The organism is Streptomyces sp. NPDC002671, assembly GCF_053592475.1.
Genome location: NZ_JBSFVU010000005.1, coordinates 75,254 through 94,967 on the forward strand (window position 1 = coordinate 75,254; position 19,714 = coordinate 94,967).

Here is a 19,714-nt window from a genome sequence, read left to right on the forward strand (position 1 = left end):
CAAGCGCGCGCTTCGTCGGGGCCACCCAATTAACAGATGCCGTCAACTGTCCGCCTGCCGGGCAGGGCGCCCGGGGGGCCGAATGCGTGGATTACGCTCTGAGGCATGGCCGACGCACCGTACAAGCTGATCCTCCTCCGCCACGGCGAGAGCGAGTGGAACGCGAAGAACCTGTTCACCGGCTGGGTGGACGTCAACCTCAACGAGAAGGGCGAGAAGGAGGCAGTCCGCGGCGGCGAGCTCCTGAAGGACGCCGATCTCCTCCCCGACGTGGTCCACACGTCCCTCCAGAAGCGTGCGATCCGCACGGCCCAGCTCGCGCTGGAGGCCGCGGACCGCCACTGGATCCCGGTCCACCGCACCTGGCGCCTGAACGAGCGCCACTACGGCGCCCTGCAGGGCAAGGACAAGGCGGCGACGCTGGCCGAGTTCGGCGAGGAGCAGTTCATGCTCTGGCGCCGCTCGTACGACACCCCGCCGCCCCCGCTCCCGGACGACTCCGAGTTCTCCCAGGCGAACGACGCCCGCTACGCCTCCATCCCGCCGGAGCTGCGCCCGAACACGGAGTGCCTCAAGGACGTCGTCGTCCGCATGCTCCCGTACTGGTACGACGGCATCGTCCCCGACCTCCTGGCCGGCCGCACGGTCCTGGTCGCCGCCCACGGCAACAGCCTGCGCGCCCTGGTCAAGCACCTGGACGGCATCTCGGACGCCGACATCGCGGGCCTGAACATCCCGACGGGCATCCCGCTCTACTACGAGCTGGACGCCGACTTCAAGCCGGTCACCCCCGGCGGCAAGTACCTCGACCCCGAGGCGGCAGCGGCAGCCATCGAGGCGGTCAAGAACCAGGGCAAGAAGAAGTAGTTTTTACGATCATGCTCCTGACCTGCGCTTTCGGCGCAAGTCAGGAGCATTTTCACGGCCTGGGCCCTCTCTGGGCCCTCAAGCCCCCGGGGCCGGCGGCCGGAGTGCTCGCCCGAGAGCCTTCCGGGCCCTGTCCCGGCTGCTCGGCATGAGGTGGGCGTACACCTTTCAGACGGGGTCAGGGAGAGCCGACGGACGCTGCGGACGCTAATTTCCCTCAACTTCTCCAGGACGGCAGGGACGGCTTTTCATTGAGGGCGGGGTCGCGGTGGGCACAGCCGTCTGCCCCGCCTGAAAAGCCGTGGGAAACCTCCAGAACGGATGAGGCCCGGCGGCGCCTGCCCGCGTCTGCCGCCTGCCCCTTGGAAGGCCCGCCGAACGGCAATCCAGGGTCGGCGTCCCCGGCAGGTACAGGCTCCTTGCACAAGCAAGAGGAGCACGTCACGCCCATGGGTGCTCCTCTTACCCGTGCAAGGCGGTCGTAGCGCCCTCTGGACGCCTTCCAAGCGGGGGGCGACTCGTTCCCCGCCCCTGGACTCTCGGCACCGTGACCGCAGCCGCGCTCCTCATCTGGCTCCGCTCGTAGCCCGGAGGATTTGCTCACTCCTGGGTCTTGAGGTCCTCCAATCCGGCCGCGACCAGCAGCGGGGTGAACTCCACGACGCTGTGCGTGGCGACGCCGTTGAGGACGTACGGATCGGTGGCGAGAAGGCGGTCAAGTTCTTCGGCGGGCATCCGGGGGGCGAGGTAGACACCACCGACCAGAGGCACCTGGCGCCCGGCAACCAGAAGCAATTTCCGGGATATGAGCTGATTCAGCCAGTCGCCGTGGGCCGGCCTCCATCGGTCCACTTCATCCAGCGGTGCCGTGTAGGTCACTGTGACAACGAACATGCCCGGACCGTAGCGGAACACCAAGGACTGCAGCCATCACATTCCATGATCCGGGAGACAGGCTCTAGGTTGCGTGGCAAAAGCGGCTGTGTCGATGAACGTGTGCAGGTCGCGCCGACCAGGGAAGTTCGGTCTCAGCGTGGTGTGAGTCGGGCGACCGTTCCGATCTCCAGGGCTGTCCAGATTGCGCCGTCCGGTCCCAGGGTGATGCCGTGTGGTTCGGAGGATGGGCTGGGGAGGTCGTGTTCGTCGATTCGGCCGTCGGGGGTGATCCGGCCGATGCGGTTGGCTCCCCATTCGGTGAACCAGCAGTTTCCGTCGGCGTCGGCTGCGATGGCGTGCGGGCGTGACGCAGGGTCGGGCAGGGCGAATTCGTCGATCTTCCCGTCGGGCGTGATCCGTCCGATCTGACCGGCGCCGATCTCGACGAACCATATGGCTCCGTCGGCACCGGCGGCGATACCGACTGGGGCGGCGGCCGGTGTGGGTACCGGGTGGATGCTGGTGTGACCGTCGAGTCCGATGGCGCCGATAGCGTTCGCCTGGTTCATCGTGAACCACAGCCGGCCGTCCGGGCCGTTGGCGATGGCTGACGGGAAGGCTTCCGAGAGCGGGAGAGGGAACTCGGTGACGTCACCGTCGGGTGTGATGCGGCCGATGCGGTCGGCGCTTGCTTCGGTGAACCACAGTGCTCCGTCGGGGCCGGCGGTGATGCCGAACGGCCCGGCATCCGGCGTCGGCAGCGGGAACGAGGTGATGTTTCCGGTCGTGGTGATGCGGCCGATCCGGTGGCTGCGGAATTCGGTGAACCACAGAGCGCCGTCGGGTCCTGTGGCGATGATCGACGGTCCGCTGGAGGCGGGTTCGAGCTGGTAGGAGGTGACGTCGCCGTCGGTGGTGACCCGGCCGATCCGTCCGTGGTGGACCATGGTGAACCACAGTGCGCTGTCGGGGCCGCAGGTGATTCCGTAGGGGCCGGCGTCGCTGCCGGACACGGGGAATTCTGCGATCGGAGCGGTCGGACGGCGCGGCATAGGGCGGGTTCCTTCATCGGTGGGTGGTGGAGTTCAGCGACTGCGGATGCTATCCAGAGCGCTCCGTGACCGCCTCTGGTTAATCCTGCTGCGCGATACGGTCTCGGCTCAGACGGTCAGGGCCTCGGCGTAAGGACGCGTGGCCGTAGGCCGCTCCTTCTTGCTCCTCTTTCCGCAGCCGTCGCCCGCTCCGCCGGCGCCCGCTTGTCGCCCGCAGGACAAGGGCGCTTCCGTGCCTGTCGTGGGAACGGAAAACCGCGTCTGACCCGGGAGTCGATAAGCGACAAGACAAGACAAGTGATCGACTGCTCGTGGACCCGGTACCGGGCCCGCGAGGAGCCCGTGACTTCACCAGCCTCACCCAGATCACCCCGGCCGTCTCGGCAGTGTCGGCCGAGGCCCGCCCGATCGCTCCGGCAGGCTCCACCCTGCCCCGACTCGCGGCAGAGCTTCCGCACACGTTCGCGCTGATCGACCCCCACCACGGCGCCGAAGGCGTTACGCGCCAACTCGAAGAGTGGTGAATCACTTGGAGCCCGAGTCGATCGACCTCCTGGACGCCGGAGGCGACATCCTGGCCAGAGGCGACGAGCCGACACTCAAGAGCCCACTTGCCGACGCCCTCACCCTGGCCGCGCGCTGCCAGGTGAACGCGCCCATCCGTCTCCTGGTCGCCGGCCCCGGCCTGGACGGTGAACTCCCGCTGGAAGACCTGCGCGGCTTGCTCGGCCCCCTCGTCCACACCTTCACCGCGAAAGACACGGAGTCGATCAGCTCGGTCCTGGAGTGGCACCCGTCCGAGGCGACCGGGATGCTCGCGGCGACGGCACGAGGAGTACGAGGCACCTGCGAAGTGCGCGACGCCGGGCTTCCCGTACCGCTCACGGACGAGGGGCCGACGGTCCACGAGGCCGACATGGACGAGGCGTTGAGCCGCAACCGTTTGGCCCGCGCCATCATGACCACGGCGCACCTCGATGAGGTGGAGGCGTACAGCCGCGAAATCTGCGGCTACTCGGAGATCGACTACGAGCGCAACAAGGCCGCGTGGCTCAGCGAGCGGCCACAGTTGAAGCTGGACCCGGAGGCGGTCTTGGCTCAGCTGGACCACTTCGAGGCCGAAGCCCGAAACCGCGGGGTCACCCACACGACGTTCCGCCACATCACCGAGGCCCTGAACTTCAGCGGCAATCAGCGCCAGGACCTGCGCGAGCTGCTCATCAACAGCCGTCCGGAGCAGTACGACGCGCCCCTGTGGCGCATCACGACGCAACCTGAGTAACAACTTTCTTCACGGGTTCAAGCTACGGCTGCGCTCCGCTCCGCCGGGCGCGCTCCTGGCTCCGCTGCGGGCGACGCTCCTGCCTCCGGCCCGCTCCGCCCGCGCTGCGCCGACGCGCGCCCACATGTGGATAGGGCCGACGGCCATGAGTCGAGTACCGCACAGTGCGGCGTGTCGGCCGCGACGAGGCTGATGCGCCGGCTCGGGACGCCATCGTGCGCGTCGTCGCGCTGCTGAGGGCCATGGGAATGGCATGGTGAGGACAGTCGGTTCCACGGCTCCCGCAAATCACGTGGTCGGGTTCTCGCCCGCCACGTCCCTCTAAAGGACGGTCACATCATGCGTCCTCCGCCCGCACCTGATACGACCCTTGGGAGTCGGTGTGCCCACCCTGACGGGGATACGCAGCCCGCTCGGCTGCCGGCCGTGTCGGGGGCTGAAGCGGACGCTGGTGCCCACCCATCGGGTGAGGTTGCGCGGAGGGTCCGAGGCGGCCGGAACACTGGTGCGCCTCGCGCTGGATCCATCTGTCACTCCACCACGTGTACGGGTCAGACGCAACGCGCGGCGGAGCAGCCATATTCAAGCTGGGACTTGAACAGGCCGCGGCAGCGGGCTTGAGGGCCTCCGGTCACCGCTGCGGCTCGGCGGAGGCTCGCGGCGCCGCAGCGCAGATCGCAGGCGGTCTGACCGAACCGGCCATCAGCTGGTGGAACCGGCCTGCTGTATCGGGAGGGGAGAAGATTCTTGGGGTCCTGGAAGGAATTCAACCGTGAGAACACAGTTCTCATTCACCCGCGTCTTTCCCGCCGTCGGTCTTGTCCTGCTGAGCTTCCTGTCCCCTGGACTGGCGGCGGCCGGCACCAAGGCGGCTCAGCCCGACAACATCGTGCTTCAGTGGAACGCAGCCGTCCTACAGGCGGTGCGACACTCCACGCTGGGACCGCCCATGGTGTCCCGCGCCCTGGCCATCGTGCACACGTGCATGTATGACGCGTGGGCCGCCTACGATCGCACGGCTGTGAGCACTCGACTCGGGGGAACTCTGCGGCGCCCTCCCGGGCAGCGCACGCTGGCGAACAAGAACGAGGCGGTCAGCTTCGCCGCCTACCGCGCCGCCGCCGACCTGTTTCCCGGCCGAGTCGCCGCAGACTTCGATCCGCTGTTGGAAAGCCTCGGCTACGATCCGGCGGACACCACGACGAACCTCAACTCACCCGCCGGAGTGGGCAACGTGGCCTGCAGGGCCGTGCTGGACTTCCGGCACACGGACGGGTCCAACCAACTCGGCAACGAGCCCGGCGGGAACGGCAAGCCCTACTCCGACTACACCGGCTACCGTCCGGTCAACGACGCAATGGACCTGACCCCGGGCGGATCGTTCGACCCTGCGACGGTGCACGATCCCGACCGCTGGCAGCCCCTGCGCTACGTCAACACCGCAGGAGCCACCGTAACACCGCCCTTCCTCGCCTCGTTCTGGGGGATGGTAACGCCGTTCGCATTGAAGAGCGGCGATGCCCTGCGCTCACGCACCGGGCCCGTGCGCTACGCCAGTAACCCGGCCGCCTGCCGTGCCCAGGCCCGGGCTTTGCTCGACATCAGCGCGAACCTGACCGACAGACAGAAGGCCATTGCCGAGTACTGGGCCGACGGGCCGAATTCGGAAACGCCACCCGGACACTGGAACCTCTTCGCTGAGGGAGTCTCGCGCCGGGAGCACCACGGCCCCGACGCCGCAGGGCTGAAAGCCGATGTCAAGATGTTCTTCGCCCTCAACAACGCCCTCCTCGATGCCGGCATCGTCGCCTGGGACAACAAACGGGCTTTCGACTCGGTGCGCCCTATCACTGCCATCCGCTACCTCTTCCACGGCCGGCCGGTACGAGCCTGGGGCGGCCCTGGCCAGGGCACGAAGATCATCGACGGCGGCACGTGGCTGCCGTACCAGCCCTCGACCTTCCCGACCCCGCCGTTCGCCGAGTACTCCTCCGGACACAGCAACTTCAGCGCCGCCGGCGCCACAATCCTGCGCCTGGCCACTGGCAGCGACAAGTTCGGCGCCTCGGCGACGATCGCGGCCGGCTCCTCGAAGGTCGAACCCGGGCTGGTACCGGCCCGGAACATCACTCTTACCTGGCGGACATTCACCGACGCCGCCAACCAGGCGGGCATGTCCCGCCGGTACGGTGGCATCCACTTCACACAGGGTGACCTCGATGCGCGGGAAACGGGGCGCACTGTTGGCGAACTCACCTGGCGTCTCGCCCAGCGTTATTTCAACGACACTGTGTAGGTCCACCTGCTCCTCGCCGCCCACTGGCATCGCCACGTGGGCGGCGAGGAGCAGGTCGCCAAATCGGACGGCGCCGCGAACGCAGCAGGCCAGCCCGGCAACGAGCCCTAGATCACCTCAGCTTCCCAAGCTGAGAGCTCAGGCGTTGTTGTCACGGGCCGACCGTCGTGGCTTGCTCTGGATCGACGACATTGGCAGCGTGGCTGAGGCCGCTGGGGGTACAGCGAGGCATACGCGTGCGTGGTAGGGCGGCGCGCCCGCCGTCGTGGCTGAGTGTCGTCGGCTGAGGTTCAGACGGGGCGCATCGAAGGTGCCGGCCGTCAGCCGGGGACGGCAAAGTTGGGCCGTCTCTGGGCCGTCCGACGGCGCTCGACAGTGGCCAATGACGGCCAACGACGACCATCAAGAGCGCCAGATGGCCGTGTTCGGGCCGTCACGACGGCGCTGTGCTCGGTCACTGGGACGCGGGCGGGATGCTCTGGTCGTACTGGAAGACGTTGTGCGGGTCGTACTTCGCCTTGATCTTGCGCAGTCGGTCGAAGTTGGATCCCCAGTAGGCGGTCTCCCAGTCCTGCATGCCGATGTTCGGCACGTTGGCGTAGGCGCCGTCCACGTAGGGGCGCAGTGCCTGGCTGAATTCGGCGATCCAAGCCTGGGCCTCGGGGGTGCGCGGGTCGCAGATGCCCGGCTGGTCGGAACGGGTCCCCCAGCCGGCGCCGGGCTCGGAGTAGAAGAGCGCGTCGCGGTGCGGGAACGCCGTGCCGCCGCGGGGGCTCCTCCTGACCGCCCCGCCGAACGCCTGAGTGAAGAAGTTGCTGTCGTCGGTGGGTGCGTCCCGCATGAACGAGGAGACCACGTCGATCGCCTTGACCGGGAACGGCTTCCTGGTGAACTGCGAGTAGAACTTCCAGTTCGCGGGTTCGTCCTTGGCCGGTACCTGGAATCCCGAGTACACGTCGCCCCAGTTGCCTTCCTGCACCGAGACCTGCGGGCTGCCGATCGACAGGATCGGGGCCAGCAGCTTCTTCGCCTCCGCGGGTGTTCCTTCCGCGAGGACCGCGAACAGCAGGGTCTTCTTCCGGTGAATTTCGAGCTGGGTGCCGAGGCGGTCGTCAGCGTACGGCGCAGAGCGCTGCCAGGCGTCGAAGACCCTGCGCAGGTCGCCGGTTCCGCCCCAGGTGGCCTGCACATACGTGACGCTCTTCAGCGGGGCCACTTTGTAGGTGAGGGAGGTGACGGCCCCGAAGTTGCCGTTGCCCGCTCCGCGCAGCGCCCAGAGCAGATCCGGGTTGTGGTTCAGATCGGTCTTGATCACCTTGGCGCACTCGGAGCCTTCCGCGACGACGACCTCGGCGCCGATCAGGTTGTCGCAGGCCATGCCGAGCCAGCGGGTGAGGAAGCCGAAGCCGCCGCCGAGCGTGGCGCCGGCCAGACCCACGCTGCCTTCGGTACCTGTCGTCACCGCGAAGTTCTGCTTCGCGAGCGTGGTCACCGCTTCCAGCTGGTTGAGTCCGGAGCCGACCGTCGCGACACGAGCGGCGCTGTCGACGTGGACCGACTTCAGCTCACTGATGTCGATCACGAGGCCGCTGTCGACGTTCGACCAGCCCTCAAGGCCGTGGCGTCCGCTCCGGATCCGCAGCGCGACGTCGTTCTGCCGCGCCCACGTCAGGGCGTTGACCACGTCCTGGGTGTTCTGGGCGAAGACGATCACCAGCGGATAGTGAGAGAAGAGCTGGTCCCAGCCGAGGCGCGCGTCCGTGTACCCGGGGTCGTTGGGGCGGACGATTCGGCCGGTCAGCTTCGCCGGCGCGCACTCCGCCCCGGACGCCTCGCTCCCGGACGTCTCGGTCGCGGCGCTCGCACCGGGGGCTGCGGCGACCGCGACGCCCGGCACGACGACCGCACCGGCACCGGCGATCGCCGTCGCTTTGAGCAGTCCCCGACGGGAAAAGTCGTTCATGGTCCGTGTCCTCTCGGCCATCAGAGGGCGCAAATCTGTCTTTCATGGACAATTTGCGCGACATGGGCAGTAGCTGGGACGATCACGGTGGACTGTCTCGACGCGCTCGCAACCCCCGACCGAGGCGCCCGACGCCGTAGCTGCGGCACGAGCTACGTCTCATGGGCATGAACCCAGGTGAACAGCCCCGGACACAGTCGGCAACTCGGCGTCGGCGGCGAGGGCATGGAGTTCACCAAGGTGCAAAGACTGCTCAACCATGGCGTAGTTGAGGAGCGGTGGGTTCTGTTTCGTGCCGGGTGACCGTGCGAGGATGCCGGGCGTGGTCGGGTATGCGCTGAGTTTCCTGGTTGGCCTCGGGGTGGGCGGACTGTACCCGTTGTGGTGTCGTCGCCGGGGTGTTGCAGCGGGGCTGCATGGCGTGCGGGAGTTGCCGCCCGGAGGGTTTCAGGAGGAACTGCCTGCGGCCGTGGTGGAGTCGGTGACCTCCTTCGGGGAGGAGGTGGCCGGCCTGGAGTTCGAGGTCGACGGTGCCGATGCCACCTCCGCCGTACTGAAGGAGTACCGGGCGGCGTTGGGGGCGTACGACCGGGCCAGTGCGGCCCGCACGGAGCCCGATGCGCTGGCCGCTCTGCGGGACGGCCGTGCCGCCGTGATCCGGCTCGACGCCCGGCGCCGTGGGCGGCCCGTTCCGATCGACGCCCTGCCGCCGGCCGCCGGTCCGGTCCGTCCCCAGCCGCTCACCGGTACCGGCGAACGGCATGTGTCCACCGGCGAGGGGGACGGTAAGACCGAGGTGCTCATCGACCGTCCCGAGCCCGGCCGCCCGGCCCTCGTGGAGGTTGATGTCACCGGCGACGGCAACTTCCATCTGCAGACCGTGATCCGTACGGAGGACCTGACCGACACGGGGGAGAGCCTGGCTCTGGTCATCGGTGAGCACCACGGGCGTCGGTACCTGGCCGCGGACGCCACCCACCTGCGCGTCATCACCGCCAACGGCGGGAACGGCCACCGTTGGTCGATCCGCGTCGCTCCGCTGTCGGCCGCGACCGAGCTCGCCCCCGAGCACCAGGGCCACGGCGACGAGGTGCTGCGGTACACCGGAGGCCCGGTGCTGCTCACCGTCCAGTTCCAGACCGACCGCAGCTGGAAGGTCAGCTACGTGTGCCAGTGCGGTCGGTCCGGTTCCGCCTGCCGTTGCCGCCGGCCCGCATGGCCCAAGGGCACCCCCGGCGACGACTTGCCCAGCGTGCACGGCTGGGGCGACGGGCGCCGTACGCTGCGTCTGCCCCGCCCTGGTTTTCTGATCGTCCACGACGGCGACGGCGGGGGCTCCTGGTACCTGACCACCCAGCCGGTGGACTTTCCGCAGCGGGCTAGCGCACGTCCACGTAGTCGCCGGCCGCGCTGACCGCCGGGGTGCTGGAGTTGCCCGCGAAGCTCCAGCGCCAGTAGCCGTCCACGGAGGCGGGGACCGTGGTCGTCAGGGTGCCTGTGCTGGAGGTGTTCACGGTCTTGACGGTGGTGTACGTCGTCGTACCGGCCTTGCGGAACTGGAGTCTGACCGGCTGGCCGGTGTAGGCCCGGTAGTCGAGCGTGTCCCAGTTGGCCCGGGTGAGCTTGCCGGTGACCGTCAGGGTGCCGCCCTTGGCGACCGGCTCCGGACCGGCGTCGACCGTCAGCTTGGCCTGCCGCTGGAGGCGGGTGGTGGTGTAGGCCCACCGGTCGGTCTGGCTGTCGTCGTTGGCGCCCACCTGGACCTGGACCTTCCAGGTGCCGGCGTGGGCGTTCGTGAGCCACCAGTTCGGTTCGAAGGTGAAGGTCTTCGAGCAGGTGGACGTCGTACTGCTGGAGGCGACACAGTCCGCCGGGGTATCGGTCTGGTCCGGCACGATCTTGTCTTCGATGTAGTACGGGTCGGAGCCGTCCGGCCCCCGCCACAGGGAGAAGTCCGCGTCCCAGATGCCCGACGGGTCGGTGGCCGTCACCGAGACCGTGATCGTCTTGTCGGCCGTGTCGACCACGATGCTCTTGCCGCCGTTGACGACGACGCTGTCCACCTGGATGTCGCCGACGTTGTCGTCCGCGTAGGCACCTGGGACGGCGAGGCCGGCCAGCGCGGTGACGGTGGTGAGCAGGGCAAAGGCAGCGCGCTTGCGCATGTATCTCCTTCACGGAGCGATGAAGCCCACGAGGGGTACCCGCCGAACGGCGGCATCGCTTTACCCAGCGCGCCTGCGTGATCAAACGTCACCAAGTCGGATCGGGTCAGACCGAGAGCGGGACGGGGTGCACCTCGTCCGCGCGGTGCCCGGCACGTTCGTGGATGCGCTGGACCGCGTCGGCCGAGGGGGCCTCGGAGAGGCAGTAGACGGTGCCGGACTTCGGGTCCGCCCATGCATGCTCGAAGGTGACGCCCTCGTCCCTCTCTATGGCTTGGTCGGCCCGGTGGACCTGCCTGAGTTGCTCAGCCGTGATGCCCTGCATCCCGTGGTGGACGTCCATGAACTTGGGCATGGCCTCACACCTCCTTCTCCTCCTTCTCACTTCCATGCTGCGCCCCGGCGCCCGGACGGGCATCCGGTACGACGAAGGGAGCGGGGATACGACGAAGGGGCGGTGGGCGTCCGGTTCACCACCGGTACACCCACCGCCCCTCGGTGTCGTTCAGCGCAGGGCGTCGCTCAGCCGCACTGGCAGGGCGCGCCCGACTGGCAGCCGCAGCCGCAGCCCGAGCTGCAGCCGCACGCGCCGATCAGCGGGAGGCTCCTGATCTCGGCGGGCTGTTCGGTCTCGCGGTCCTGCGTGGGAGTGGGCGTGGTGCTGGGGGATTCGGCCATGGTCCCTCCTAGACGCTGGGGCATGAGTGCCCTGTTCATTGCATGCCCGTCCTAATGGGCGCATCAACGGCGCATCGAGGCGGAGCGCCCCCGCGCGGCTACGCCCCCTCGCCCCCCGTCACCTGCTGGATGTCCTGCTGCAGCTCGTCCGCGTACTCGCCCGTGACCAGGTAGACGACGCGCTTGGCGACGGCCACGGCGTGGTCGGCGTACCGCTCGTAGTAGCGGCCGAGCAGGGTGACGTCCACCGCCGTCTCGATGCCGTGCTTCCAGCGCTCGTCGATCAGGTGCTGGAAGAGGGTGCGGTGCAGGAGGTCCATCTCGTCGTCGTCCTGCTCCAGCTGGAGCGCGAGGTCGACGTCCTTCGTGATGATCACCTCGGCGGCCTTCGCCATCAGGCGCTGCGCGAGCTGGCCCATCTCCAGGATCGTCGCGTGCAGGTCCTGCGGGACCGCGCGCGCCGGGAAGCGCAGCCGGGCCAGCTTCGCCACGTGCTGGGCGAGGTCGCCGGAGCGCTCCAGGTCGGCGGACATGCGCAGGGACGTGACGACGATACGGAGGTCCGTCGCCACCGGCTGCTGGCGCGCGAGCAAAGCTATCGCCCGCGCCTCCAGGTCGTGCTGGAGCTCGTCGACCTTCGCGTCGGCCTCGATCACGTTCTCGGCCAGCTTCAGGTCGGCGTCGAGCATGGCGGTCGTCGCGCGCCCGATCGCCGACCCGACCAGCCGGGCCATCTCGACCAGACTGTCGCTGATCGAGTCAAGTTCCTCGTGGTACGCGTCCCGCATCAGGGTTCCCTCTCCTACGTTGTGCCTGGGGGTTCCGGGGGCTGTGCCAGCACGTGCCCGTGGCGAAACCGACGTGCGAACCCCACGCTCCCACGTTCTGCCCCGTACGCGTCCGTTTCTTCCACCCCAAATGAACCAATACTGGCTCCTGGGTGAACTCTGGGCGACGAGTGTTGGAGGTCATCCCTTCATGGCTGTGGGTATGTCTGAGGGCATGCCTAACCTGGAGGCATGGACGTGAACGCGGCGGTCGCCGCAGCGGCAGCGATCGCCGGGGTGCTCACCGGTGTCATCGCCATGCTGGCGTTCCGCTGGAGCGAACGCGACCAGAAGCGACCGACCAGGACCTCATTGCACACCGATCCCGTACTCCCGCCCGGCGTGGACACCGTGTTGTCCGTGCTCCGCTCCTCGGCCGTCGTCCTCGACGAGGCCGACGCCGTCGTCAAGGCCAGCTCCGCCGCCTACGCCCTCGGGCTGGTCCGCGGCGGCAAGCTCTCCATCGAGCCCATGCTCCAGATGGCCCGTGACACCAGACGGGACGGCGAGATACGTCAGGTCGAGCTGGACCTTCCCCGACGCGGAACCGGACGGGGCGACGCCCTCGCCGTCTCCGCACGCGTGGCCCCGCTCGGCTCCCGCCTGGTCCTGCTGCTGGTCGAGGACCTCACCGAGGCCCGCCGGATCGAGGCCGTACGGCGTGACTTCGTGGCCAACGTGAGCCACGAGCTGAAGACACCCGTCGGCGCGCTCTCGCTGCTCTCCGAGGCCGTCATGGACGCCTCCGACGACCCCGAGGCCGTACAGCGCTTCGCGGGCCGCATGCAGATCGAGGCGACCCGGCTGACCAACCTGGTCCAGGAACTGATCGACCTGTCGAGGGTCCAGAACGACGACCCGCTGGAGGACGCCGAGCCCGTCCGCGTGGACGAGCTGGTCGCCGAGGCCATCGACCGCTGCCGCCACCAGGCGGGCACGAAGCAGATCACCATGGCCGCCGGCGGCACCGCCGACCTGCATGTCTGGGGCAACCGCGGCCAGCTCGCCGCCGCCCTCGGCAACCTGGTCGAGAACGCGGTCAACTACTCGCCCGCCCGTACTCGGGTCGGCATCGCCGCCCGCCGGGTGTCCGCACCCGGCGGCGACCTGATCGAGCTTGCCGTGACCGACCAGGGCATCGGCATCTCCGAGAAGGACAAGGAGCGCGTCTTCGAGCGCTTCTACCGCGTCGACCCGGCGCGCTCCCGGGCCACCGGAGGCACCGGTCTGGGTCTCGCGATCGTCAAGCACGTGGCCGCCTCGCACGGCGGGGAGGTCACGGTGTGGAGCGCCGAGGGTCAGGGCTCCACGTTCACTCTCAGGCTGCCGGAGGCGGGTGCGGCCCGTGACCGCGCTCAGCAGCACCCCGACCTCGACAACGAGGCCGAGGCCGGTGGCCCCTCCGACTCATCCCCGTACGAACCGCTTCCCGCCCCGGAGGTCCTTCCGTGACCCGAGTGCTCGTCGTCGAGGACGAGGAGTCCTTCTCCGACGCCCTGTCGTACATGCTCCGCAAGGAGGGCTTCGAGGTCGCCGTGGCGGCGACCGGCCCCGACGGACTCGACGAGTTCGAGCGCAACGGCGCCGACCTCGTCCTCCTCGACCTGATGCTGCCGGGGCTGCCCGGCACGGAGGTGTGCCGCCAGCTGCGTGGCCGCTCCAACGTCCCCGTGATCATGGTGACCGCCAAGGACAGCGAGATCGACAAGGTCGTGGGCCTCGAAATAGGAGCCGACGACTACGTCACCAAGCCCTTCTCCTCCCGCGAGCTGGTCGCCCGCATCCGCGCGGTGCTGCGCCGCCGCGGCGAGCCGGAGGAGGTCACCCCGGCCGCGCTGGAGGCCGGCCCGGTCCGCATGGACGTCGACCGCCACGTGGTCACCGTCAGCGGCTCCAAGGTCGACCTCCCGCTGAAGGAGTTCGACCTCCTGGAGATGCTCCTGCGCAACGCCGGCCGCGTCCTCACCCGCATGCAGCTCATCGACCGGGTCTGGGGCGCCGACTACGTGGGCGACACCAAGACCCTGGACGTCCACGTCAAGCGCCTCCGCGCCAAGATCGAGCCGGACCCGGGCGCGCCGCGGTACCTGGTGACGGTGCGCGGCCTGGGCTACAAGTTCGAGCCGTAAACCGTGAGCCGGGAGCCGTAGGCCTACGACTCCGACGTGCGCTGTGACGAAGGGCGGCACCCCGTGTGGGGTGCCGCCCTTCGTCATGCTGGGTGCCCGCGGTGGCTCAGTGACCCGCGGCCGACTGGGACGCCGAGCCGCTCGGGACCGCGCCGGTGCCGGCCTTGTCGCTCGCGGTGGCCGAGGGGCTGTTCTTGCCGTTCTTCGCCGGCTTGCCGCTGGCGGACGCGGTCGCGCCCGGAGCCCCGGTGGCCGAGGCGGTGGCGGTGGCGGAGGCGGAGGCCGGGGCGGACGGGATGTTGCTCGGGCCCCACTTGCTGAAGTAGCTGGTGGCGGGGACGACGAAGGCCTGCAGATTCACCGCGCCCGAGGTGCTGAGGGTGAAGGTGACCTTCTGGACGTTGCCGTCCTGGACCGCCTCGCGCCCGCTGGCCAGCACCGCGGAGGCGTTGCCCTGGCCGCCGATGATCAGGGAGCCGTGCGCCGGGATGCTCAGGCTCTGGCCCTTGGCGGCCTTGAGCTCGGCGCTCGTGGAGCCGACGCTGATCGACTGGAGGGTCTCGGGGTCCTTGCCGCTGTTGAAGATCGTCGCGGAGATCACGGCCGGGCCGGTCGACTTCAGGTCCGGCTGGGTGATGACCAGGGCGTTCTGGATCTTGATGTTCCCGATGCTGACCGCCGCGTTGTCCGGCTTGATCTCCAGCGTCTGGGAGTCGGAGCCGGCGCCGCAGGCGGCGAGCGAGGCGATCGAGAAGACGATGGCGGAGGCGGCGAGGGCGCCGCGTCGAAGGCTGCTGCTCACGGCGGCGGCAACTCCTAGAACGCAGGGGCGGCTCCGGATAAAGCCGCTCTAAGTGTCTGTCAGCGGCCTTAGGTTACCGAGCCGTTCTCTCGGGGCCGCACCCGACCCTCCCCCAAGGCTCACGCTTCCCTCCGGCTGGGGGTACCCCAGGCGTCACAAGTGACTCATCGGTCACTTTGGCGGCGCAGTCATCGGCCATTCCCATAGGTCCCATAGCGCACTCGCAACACCACTGTGGACAGCCCCGCAACACGTCTCGCAAATTTCAGGTGAAGGAATGCGGGATCACCTCGGATATTGATCAGCCGCTGCCCTTCCGGCCGCCTGTGATCAATTCCGGAATCGTCTCGTACCCGACTCATGTCACCGAACGGAGTAGCGGAAGTCGTACGCTTGGAAGCGGACAAATCGGGATGTTCATCCACTTGGAGACAGCGCCGGAAGTGTGTAACGTACGCGTTTCACCCCGCCCGAAGAGCCCCTCCGACCTGCGAATTCCCGCCTCCGCAGGGCCCTCGCAGCACGTTCCGGTTGCTGTTGTCAAGCCCCGAGATATGCCCTGACCTGCGAAAACGCCATTCAGAAGACGCCGTATCCGTGTTACCCTGGATAGCCACGGAAGGGGTACCTGTCACATGACGTTCAAGGTTGGCGACACCGTGGTCTATCCCCATCACGGGGCCGCGCTGATCGAGGCCATCGAAACTCGCCAGATCAAAGGCGTGGACAAGACCTACTTGGTGCTGAAGGTCGCCCAGGGTGACCTGACGGTGCGTGTGCCAGCGGACAATGCAGAGTTCGTCGGTGTGCGTGACGTGGTCGGTCAGGACGGGCTGGACCGGGTCTTCGAGGTGCTGCGCGCGCCGTACGCCGAGGAGCCCACGAACTGGTCTCGTCGTTACAAGGCAAACCTGGAGAAGCTCGCCTCCGGCGATGTCATCAAGGTCGCCGAAGTCGTGCGTGACCTGTGGCGTCGCGAGCGCGAGCGCGGTCTCTCCGCCGGTGAGAAGCGCATGCTGGCCAAGGCCCGCCAGATCCTGGTGAGCGAGCTGGCTCTCGCGGAGAACACGAACGAGGACAAGGCCGAGGCCCTGCTCGACGAGGTGCTCGCCTCCTGACGCGCTGTCGCTGACGCGCGCCCAGCACTGTGAAATGCCGCGGTGCCCGATGACACTGAACCTGTCGCCGGGCGCTGCGGCATCTTCGTCCCCGGATACTCCCCCCGGTTTCGCTCCTGGACCCGATGGCTCCCGCCGGACCGGTTTCGCTCCGGAGAGCCCCGGCCGCCGAGACGGGTCGTGTTCACCCGGGCGGGTGAACACCTGCCGTACCTCTCGGGGGAAGGAACCCCCCGATACTTGACGTGCCGGGCCCGGGCAGATGGCTCGACCAGGGTCACGGAAGGGTCCGGTCAAGGCGTCGCGCCCGGCACTCCTCCAGGCCATACCCACCTAGGTCGAGCACACAAACCTGACAGGAACCGATGTCTGACGTTTCGCGCCCCACGCCCGCCCCGGCTCGTACGCCAGCGGGCGTCGCCGCCGTGATTCCCGCCGCCGGCCGGGGTGTACGCCTCGGCCCGGGCGCCCCCAAGGCGCTCCGGCCGCTGAACGGCACGCCCATGCTCATCCACGCGGTCCGCGCGCTGGCCGCGTCCCGCCATGTCTCCCTGGTCGTCGTCGTGGCCCCGTCCGACGGCGCCGCCGAGGTCAAGTCGCTGCTCGACGCGCATGCTCTGCCTGGGGGCACCCCCAGCGGTAGCTGGGGGAGTACCGACTTCCTGGTCGTCCCCGGCGGGGACAGCCGCCAGGAATCGGTCAGGCTCGGCCTGGACGCCCTGCCGCCCGAGTACGGCATCGTCCTCGTCCATGACGCGGCCCGCCCGCTCGTCCCCGTGGACACCGTCGACGCGGTCATCGACGCCGTACGCGAGGGCGCCCCCGCCGTCGTGCCCGCGCTGCCGCTCGCCGACACCGTCAAGGAGGTCGAGCCCGCGGCCGAGGCCGGGGCCCCCGAGCCGGTCGTCGCCACACCCGAGCGGGCGCGGCTGCGCGCGGTGCAGACGCCGCAGGGCTTCGACCGGGAGACCCTGGTCCGCGCCCACGAGACCGTCACCGACAACGTCACGGACGACGCGAGCATGGTCGAGCAGCTGGGGCTCACGGTCGTCGCCGTCCCCGGGCACGAGGAGGCCTTCAAGGTCACCCGGCCACTCGACCTGGTCCTGGCCGAGGCGGTCCTGGCACGCCGGAGGCTGAACGATGGCTTCTGACCGCTTCCCCCTGCTGCCCCAGGTCGGCATCGGCACCGACATCCACGCCTTCGAGGAGGGCCGGGAGCTGTGGTGCGCCGGCCTGAAGTGGGAGGGCGAGGGGCCGGGCCTGGCCGGGCACTCCGACGCGGACGTCGTCGCCCACGCGGCCTGCAACGCGCTGTTCTCCGCGGCCGGGCTCGGTGACCTCGGGCAGCACTTCGGCACCGGCCGCCCCGAGTGGTCCGGCGCCTCCGGCGTCACCTTGCTGACGGAGGCCGCCCGCATCGTCCGCGAGGCCGGCTTCACCATCGGCAACATCGCCGTCCAGGTGATCGGCCCCCGCCCCAAGATCGGCAAGCGCCGCGACGAGGCCCAGAACCTCCTCTCCGAAGCAGCCGGCGCCCCCGTCTCGGTCTCCGGGGCCACGACGGACGGCCTGGGCTTCCCCGGCCGCGAGGAGGGCCTGATGGCGGTGGCTACGGCACTGGTGGTGCGGGCGGGCTGACGGCGGGGGGCAGAGTGTGCTCGCGGTGCGGGCTGGCTGGGAGCGTGCGAGGGTACCCGCAGAGTGACCGCGTAGTCACCGCGGAGTCATCACAGAGTCACCGCTGACCGAGGCCTTCGGAGGTACCCCCATGTCCGCCGCCCTGTCCGACCGGCTCAAGTCCCTGCTCGACGGTCCCGTCTTCATCGTGGTCGGCACGATCCAGCCCGACGGCAGTCCGCAGCTGTCCCCTGTGTGGGTGAAGCGGGACGGGGACCAGATTCTGTTCTCCACCACCGTCGACCGCCGTAAGAAGAAGAACCTCGACCGCGACCCCCGCGTGAGCGTCGTCGTCCAGGACCCCGGGATGCCGTACGTCTACGGCGAGATCCGGGGCACCGCGGAGGTCAGCACGGCCGGCGCCAGAGAACTGATCGACGAACTCTCGATGAAGTACACCGGCAAGAAGTACGCGGAGTTCAACCCGGCCTCCGCCGCCGACGCCGACCGCGTGATCGTCAGGATCACGCCGGAGAAGGTCGTGGGCATGTTCTGAGGCGAGCGGCGCGAGGCACCACCCGGCGCCCACTACCCTGGAGTGGTGACTATTCGCCTGTACGACACCAGCGCCCGGCAGATCCGTGACTTCACCCCGCTCAAGCAGGGCTGTGTCTCGATCTACCTCTGTGGCGCCACCGTGCAGGCGCCGCCGCACATCGGGCACGTCCGCTCGTATCTGAACTTCGACATCATGCGCCGCTGGTTCCAGTACCGCGGCTACGACGTCACGTTCGTCCGCAACGTCACCGACATCGACGACAAGATCATCGCCAAGGCCCAGGAGCAGAACCGGCCCTGGTGGTCGATCGGGTACGAGAACGAGCGCGGGTTCAACGACGGCTACGACGCCCTCGGCTGCCTGCCCCCGACCTACGAGCCCCGCGCCACCGGCCATGTCACCGAGATGGTCGAGATGATGCAGGGCCTCATCGAGCGCGGGCACGCCTACGAGGCCGACGGCAACGTCTACTTCGACGTACGGTCCTTCCCGCAGTACCTGGAGCTGTCCCGGCAGGAGCTGGACAACCTGCTCCAGCCCTCCGGCGAGGGCGAGACCGGCAAGCGGGACCCGCGCGACTTCGCCATGTGGAAGTCCGCCAAGCCGGGCGAGCCCACCTGGCCGACCCCGTGGGGAGAGGGCCGCCCCGGCTGGCACCTGGAGTGCTCGGCGATGGCCCACAAGTACCTGGGCTCCGCCTTCGACATCCACGGCGGCGGCATCGACCTGATCTTCCCGCACCACGAGAACGAGATCGCCCAGGCCAAGGCCTACGGCGACGAGTTCGCCCGGTACTGGCTGCACAACGCCTGGGTCACCATCGCCGGCGACAAGATGTCCAAGTCGCTCGGCAACAGCGTGCTGGTCTCCGAGATGACGAAGCAGTGGCGGCCCATCGTCCTGCGCTACTACCTCGGCGCCCCGCACTACCGCTCGATGATCGAGTACAGCGAGGAGTCCCTGCGCGAGGCCGAGTCCGCGTTCGCGCGGATCGAGGGCTTCGTGCAGCGCGTCACCGAGCTGGCCGGGAAGACCGTGGAGCCGGCGGCCGAGGTCCCGTCCGCCTTCGCCGAGGCGATGGACGACGACTTCGGTGTGCCGCAGGCGCTCGCTGTCGTGCACAACACCGTCCGCCAGGGCAACAGCGCACTGGCCGCCGACGACAAGGACGGCGCGGTCGCCCGCCTCGCCGAGGTGCGGGCCATGCTGGGCGTGCTCGGCCTCGACCCGCTCGACCCGCACTGGGCCGGCGAGGACGCGGGCCGCGGCGAGGAGCTGAACGGCGTGGTCGACAGCCTCGTCCGGCTCGTCCTGGACCAGCGCGAGTCCGCCCGCGCCCGCAAGGACTGGGCCACCGCCGACGCCATCCGCGATCAGCTGAACCAGTCCGGTCTGGTCATCGAGGACGGTCCGCAGGGCCCGCGCTGGACCCTCGGCGCCCGCTAGCCCCGCATGATCGACTGTGCCGCCCGGCCCGCCG

General features: G+C 69.0%; 18 protein-coding genes and 1 pseudogene. 11 read left to right on the forward strand and 8 right to left on the reverse strand.

What is annotated here, in order from left to right; all coding sequences use genetic code 11:
• The first annotated feature begins 105 nt into the window (after positions 1 to 105).
• Complete coding sequence (locus tag ACWD35_RS09100; protein ID WP_451350513.1) at positions 106 to 867, forward strand: phosphoglyceromutase; 762 nt, start codon at positions 106 to 108, stop codon at positions 865 to 867.
• Between the two features lie 600 nt (positions 868 to 1,467).
• Here ACWD35_RS09100 and ACWD35_RS09105 read toward each other — a convergent pair.
• Positions 1,468 to 1,761 carry a YciI family protein gene (locus ACWD35_RS09105; RefSeq protein WP_451350514.1) on the reverse strand — a complete coding sequence of 98 codons (294 nt, stop codon included), beginning with the start codon at positions 1,759 to 1,761 and terminating at the stop codon, positions 1,468 to 1,470.
• Between the two features lie 134 nt (positions 1,762 to 1,895).
• Positions 1,896 to 2,795 carry a Vgb family protein gene (locus ACWD35_RS09110; RefSeq protein WP_451350515.1) on the reverse strand — a complete coding sequence of 300 codons (900 nt, stop codon included), beginning with the start codon at positions 2,793 to 2,795 and terminating at the stop codon, positions 1,896 to 1,898.
• Positions 2,796 to 3,094: 299 nt separating this feature from the next.
• Here ACWD35_RS09110 and ACWD35_RS09115 point away from each other — a divergent pair.
• A pseudogene (locus tag ACWD35_RS09115) lies at positions 3,095 to 4,077 on the forward strand (DUF1152 domain-containing protein); the annotation flags it as partial.
• A 949-nt stretch (positions 4,078 to 5,026) separates the two neighbouring features.
• Positions 5,027 to 6,373: a vanadium-dependent haloperoxidase gene (locus ACWD35_RS09120; RefSeq protein WP_451350516.1), complete on the forward strand. Its 1,347-nt coding sequence runs from the start codon at positions 5,027 to 5,029 to the stop codon at positions 6,371 to 6,373.
• A gap of 454 nt (positions 6,374 to 6,827) precedes the next feature.
• On the opposite strand, the gene ACWD35_RS09125 is transcribed toward ACWD35_RS09120, so the two are convergent.
• The gene (locus ACWD35_RS09125) at positions 6,828 to 8,336 is read right to left on the reverse strand and encodes an FAD-binding oxidoreductase (protein WP_451350517.1); all 1,509 of its coding nucleotides are present in this window, start codon (positions 8,334 to 8,336) and stop codon (positions 6,828 to 6,830) included.
• Positions 8,337 to 8,805: 469 nt separating this feature from the next.
• On the opposite strand from ACWD35_RS09125, the gene ACWD35_RS09130 reads away from it, so the two are divergent.
• Positions 8,806 to 9,750: a hypothetical protein gene (locus ACWD35_RS09130; protein ID WP_451350518.1), complete on the forward strand. Its 945-nt coding sequence runs from the start codon at positions 8,806 to 8,808 to the stop codon at positions 9,748 to 9,750.
• Here ACWD35_RS09130 and ACWD35_RS09135 read toward each other — a convergent pair.
• From ACWD35_RS09135 to phoU, 4 genes are all read right to left on the reverse strand, one after another.
• The gene (locus tag ACWD35_RS09135) at positions 9,716 to 10,501 is read right to left on the reverse strand and encodes a calcium-binding protein (protein ID WP_451350519.1); all 786 of its coding nucleotides are present in this window, start codon (positions 10,499 to 10,501) and stop codon (positions 9,716 to 9,718) included. The two genes, ACWD35_RS09130 and ACWD35_RS09135, sit on opposite strands and share 35 nt — an antisense overlap.
• A gap of 106 nt (positions 10,502 to 10,607) precedes the next feature.
• Positions 10,608 to 10,856 carry an SCO4226 family nickel-binding protein gene (locus tag ACWD35_RS09140; RefSeq protein ID WP_451350520.1) on the reverse strand — a complete coding sequence of 83 codons (249 nt, stop codon included), beginning with the start codon at positions 10,854 to 10,856 and terminating at the stop codon, positions 10,608 to 10,610.
• A gap of 167 nt (positions 10,857 to 11,023) precedes the next feature.
• Positions 11,024 to 11,179, reverse strand: a complete 156-nt coding sequence (locus tag ACWD35_RS09145) for a hypothetical protein (protein ID WP_451350521.1) — start codon at positions 11,177 to 11,179, stop codon at positions 11,024 to 11,026.
• A gap of 98 nt (positions 11,180 to 11,277) precedes the next feature.
• Positions 11,278 to 11,967, reverse strand: a complete 690-nt coding sequence (gene phoU / locus ACWD35_RS09150; RefSeq protein ID WP_451350522.1) for a phosphate signaling complex protein PhoU — start codon at positions 11,965 to 11,967, stop codon at positions 11,278 to 11,280.
• A 231-nt stretch (positions 11,968 to 12,198) separates the two neighbouring features.
• Here phoU and ACWD35_RS09155 point away from each other — a divergent pair, with 231 nt between their 5' ends.
• Positions 12,199 to 13,458 (forward strand): sensor histidine kinase, encoded by a 1,260-nt coding sequence (locus tag ACWD35_RS09155; RefSeq protein ID WP_451350523.1) that lies wholly within the window; start codon positions 12,199 to 12,201, stop codon positions 13,456 to 13,458.
• Positions 13,455 to 14,135 carry a response regulator transcription factor gene (locus ACWD35_RS09160; RefSeq protein WP_010358452.1) on the forward strand — a complete coding sequence of 227 codons (681 nt, stop codon included), beginning with the start codon at positions 13,455 to 13,457 and terminating at the stop codon, positions 14,133 to 14,135. The genes ACWD35_RS09155 and ACWD35_RS09160 overlap by 4 nt, the downstream gene beginning before the upstream one ends.
• Before the next feature lie 106 nt (positions 14,136 to 14,241).
• On the opposite strand, the gene ACWD35_RS09165 is transcribed toward ACWD35_RS09160, so the two are convergent.
• Entirely contained in the window at positions 14,242 to 14,937 is a 696-nt protein-coding gene (locus ACWD35_RS09165) for a DUF461 domain-containing protein (RefSeq protein WP_451350524.1), read from the reverse strand.
• Positions 14,938 to 15,572: 635 nt separating this feature from the next.
• Between ACWD35_RS09165 and ACWD35_RS09170 the strand changes: the two genes are divergently transcribed.
• The 5 genes from ACWD35_RS09170 to cysS all read left to right on the forward strand — a co-directional run bounded on the left by ACWD35_RS09170 (position 15,573) and on the right by cysS (position 19,680).
• Positions 15,573 to 16,055, forward strand: coding sequence for a CarD family transcriptional regulator (locus ACWD35_RS09170; RefSeq protein ID WP_003953493.1), 483 nt, complete (start codon positions 15,573 to 15,575; stop codon positions 16,053 to 16,055).
• A 365-nt stretch (positions 16,056 to 16,420) separates the two neighbouring features.
• Positions 16,421 to 17,209 carry a 2-C-methyl-D-erythritol 4-phosphate cytidylyltransferase gene (ispD, locus tag ACWD35_RS09175; protein ID WP_451350525.1) on the forward strand — a complete coding sequence of 263 codons (789 nt, stop codon included), beginning with the start codon at positions 16,421 to 16,423 and terminating at the stop codon, positions 17,207 to 17,209.
• On the forward strand, positions 17,199 to 17,696 hold the full coding sequence (gene ispF / locus ACWD35_RS09180; protein ID WP_451350526.1) for a 2-C-methyl-D-erythritol 2,4-cyclodiphosphate synthase: 498 nt from the start codon (positions 17,199 to 17,201) through the stop codon (positions 17,694 to 17,696). The genes ispD and ispF overlap by 11 nt, the downstream gene beginning before the upstream one ends.
• A gap of 130 nt (positions 17,697 to 17,826) precedes the next feature.
• A complete protein-coding gene (locus ACWD35_RS09185) occupies positions 17,827 to 18,231 on the forward strand; it encodes a PPOX class F420-dependent oxidoreductase (RefSeq protein WP_451350527.1) in 405 nt (134 codons plus the stop codon).
• A 45-nt stretch (positions 18,232 to 18,276) separates the two neighbouring features.
• A complete protein-coding gene (gene cysS / locus ACWD35_RS09190) occupies positions 18,277 to 19,680 on the forward strand; it encodes a cysteine--tRNA ligase (RefSeq protein ID WP_451350528.1) in 1,404 nt (467 codons plus the stop codon).
• The last annotated feature ends 34 nt before the right edge of the window (positions 19,681 to 19,714 follow it).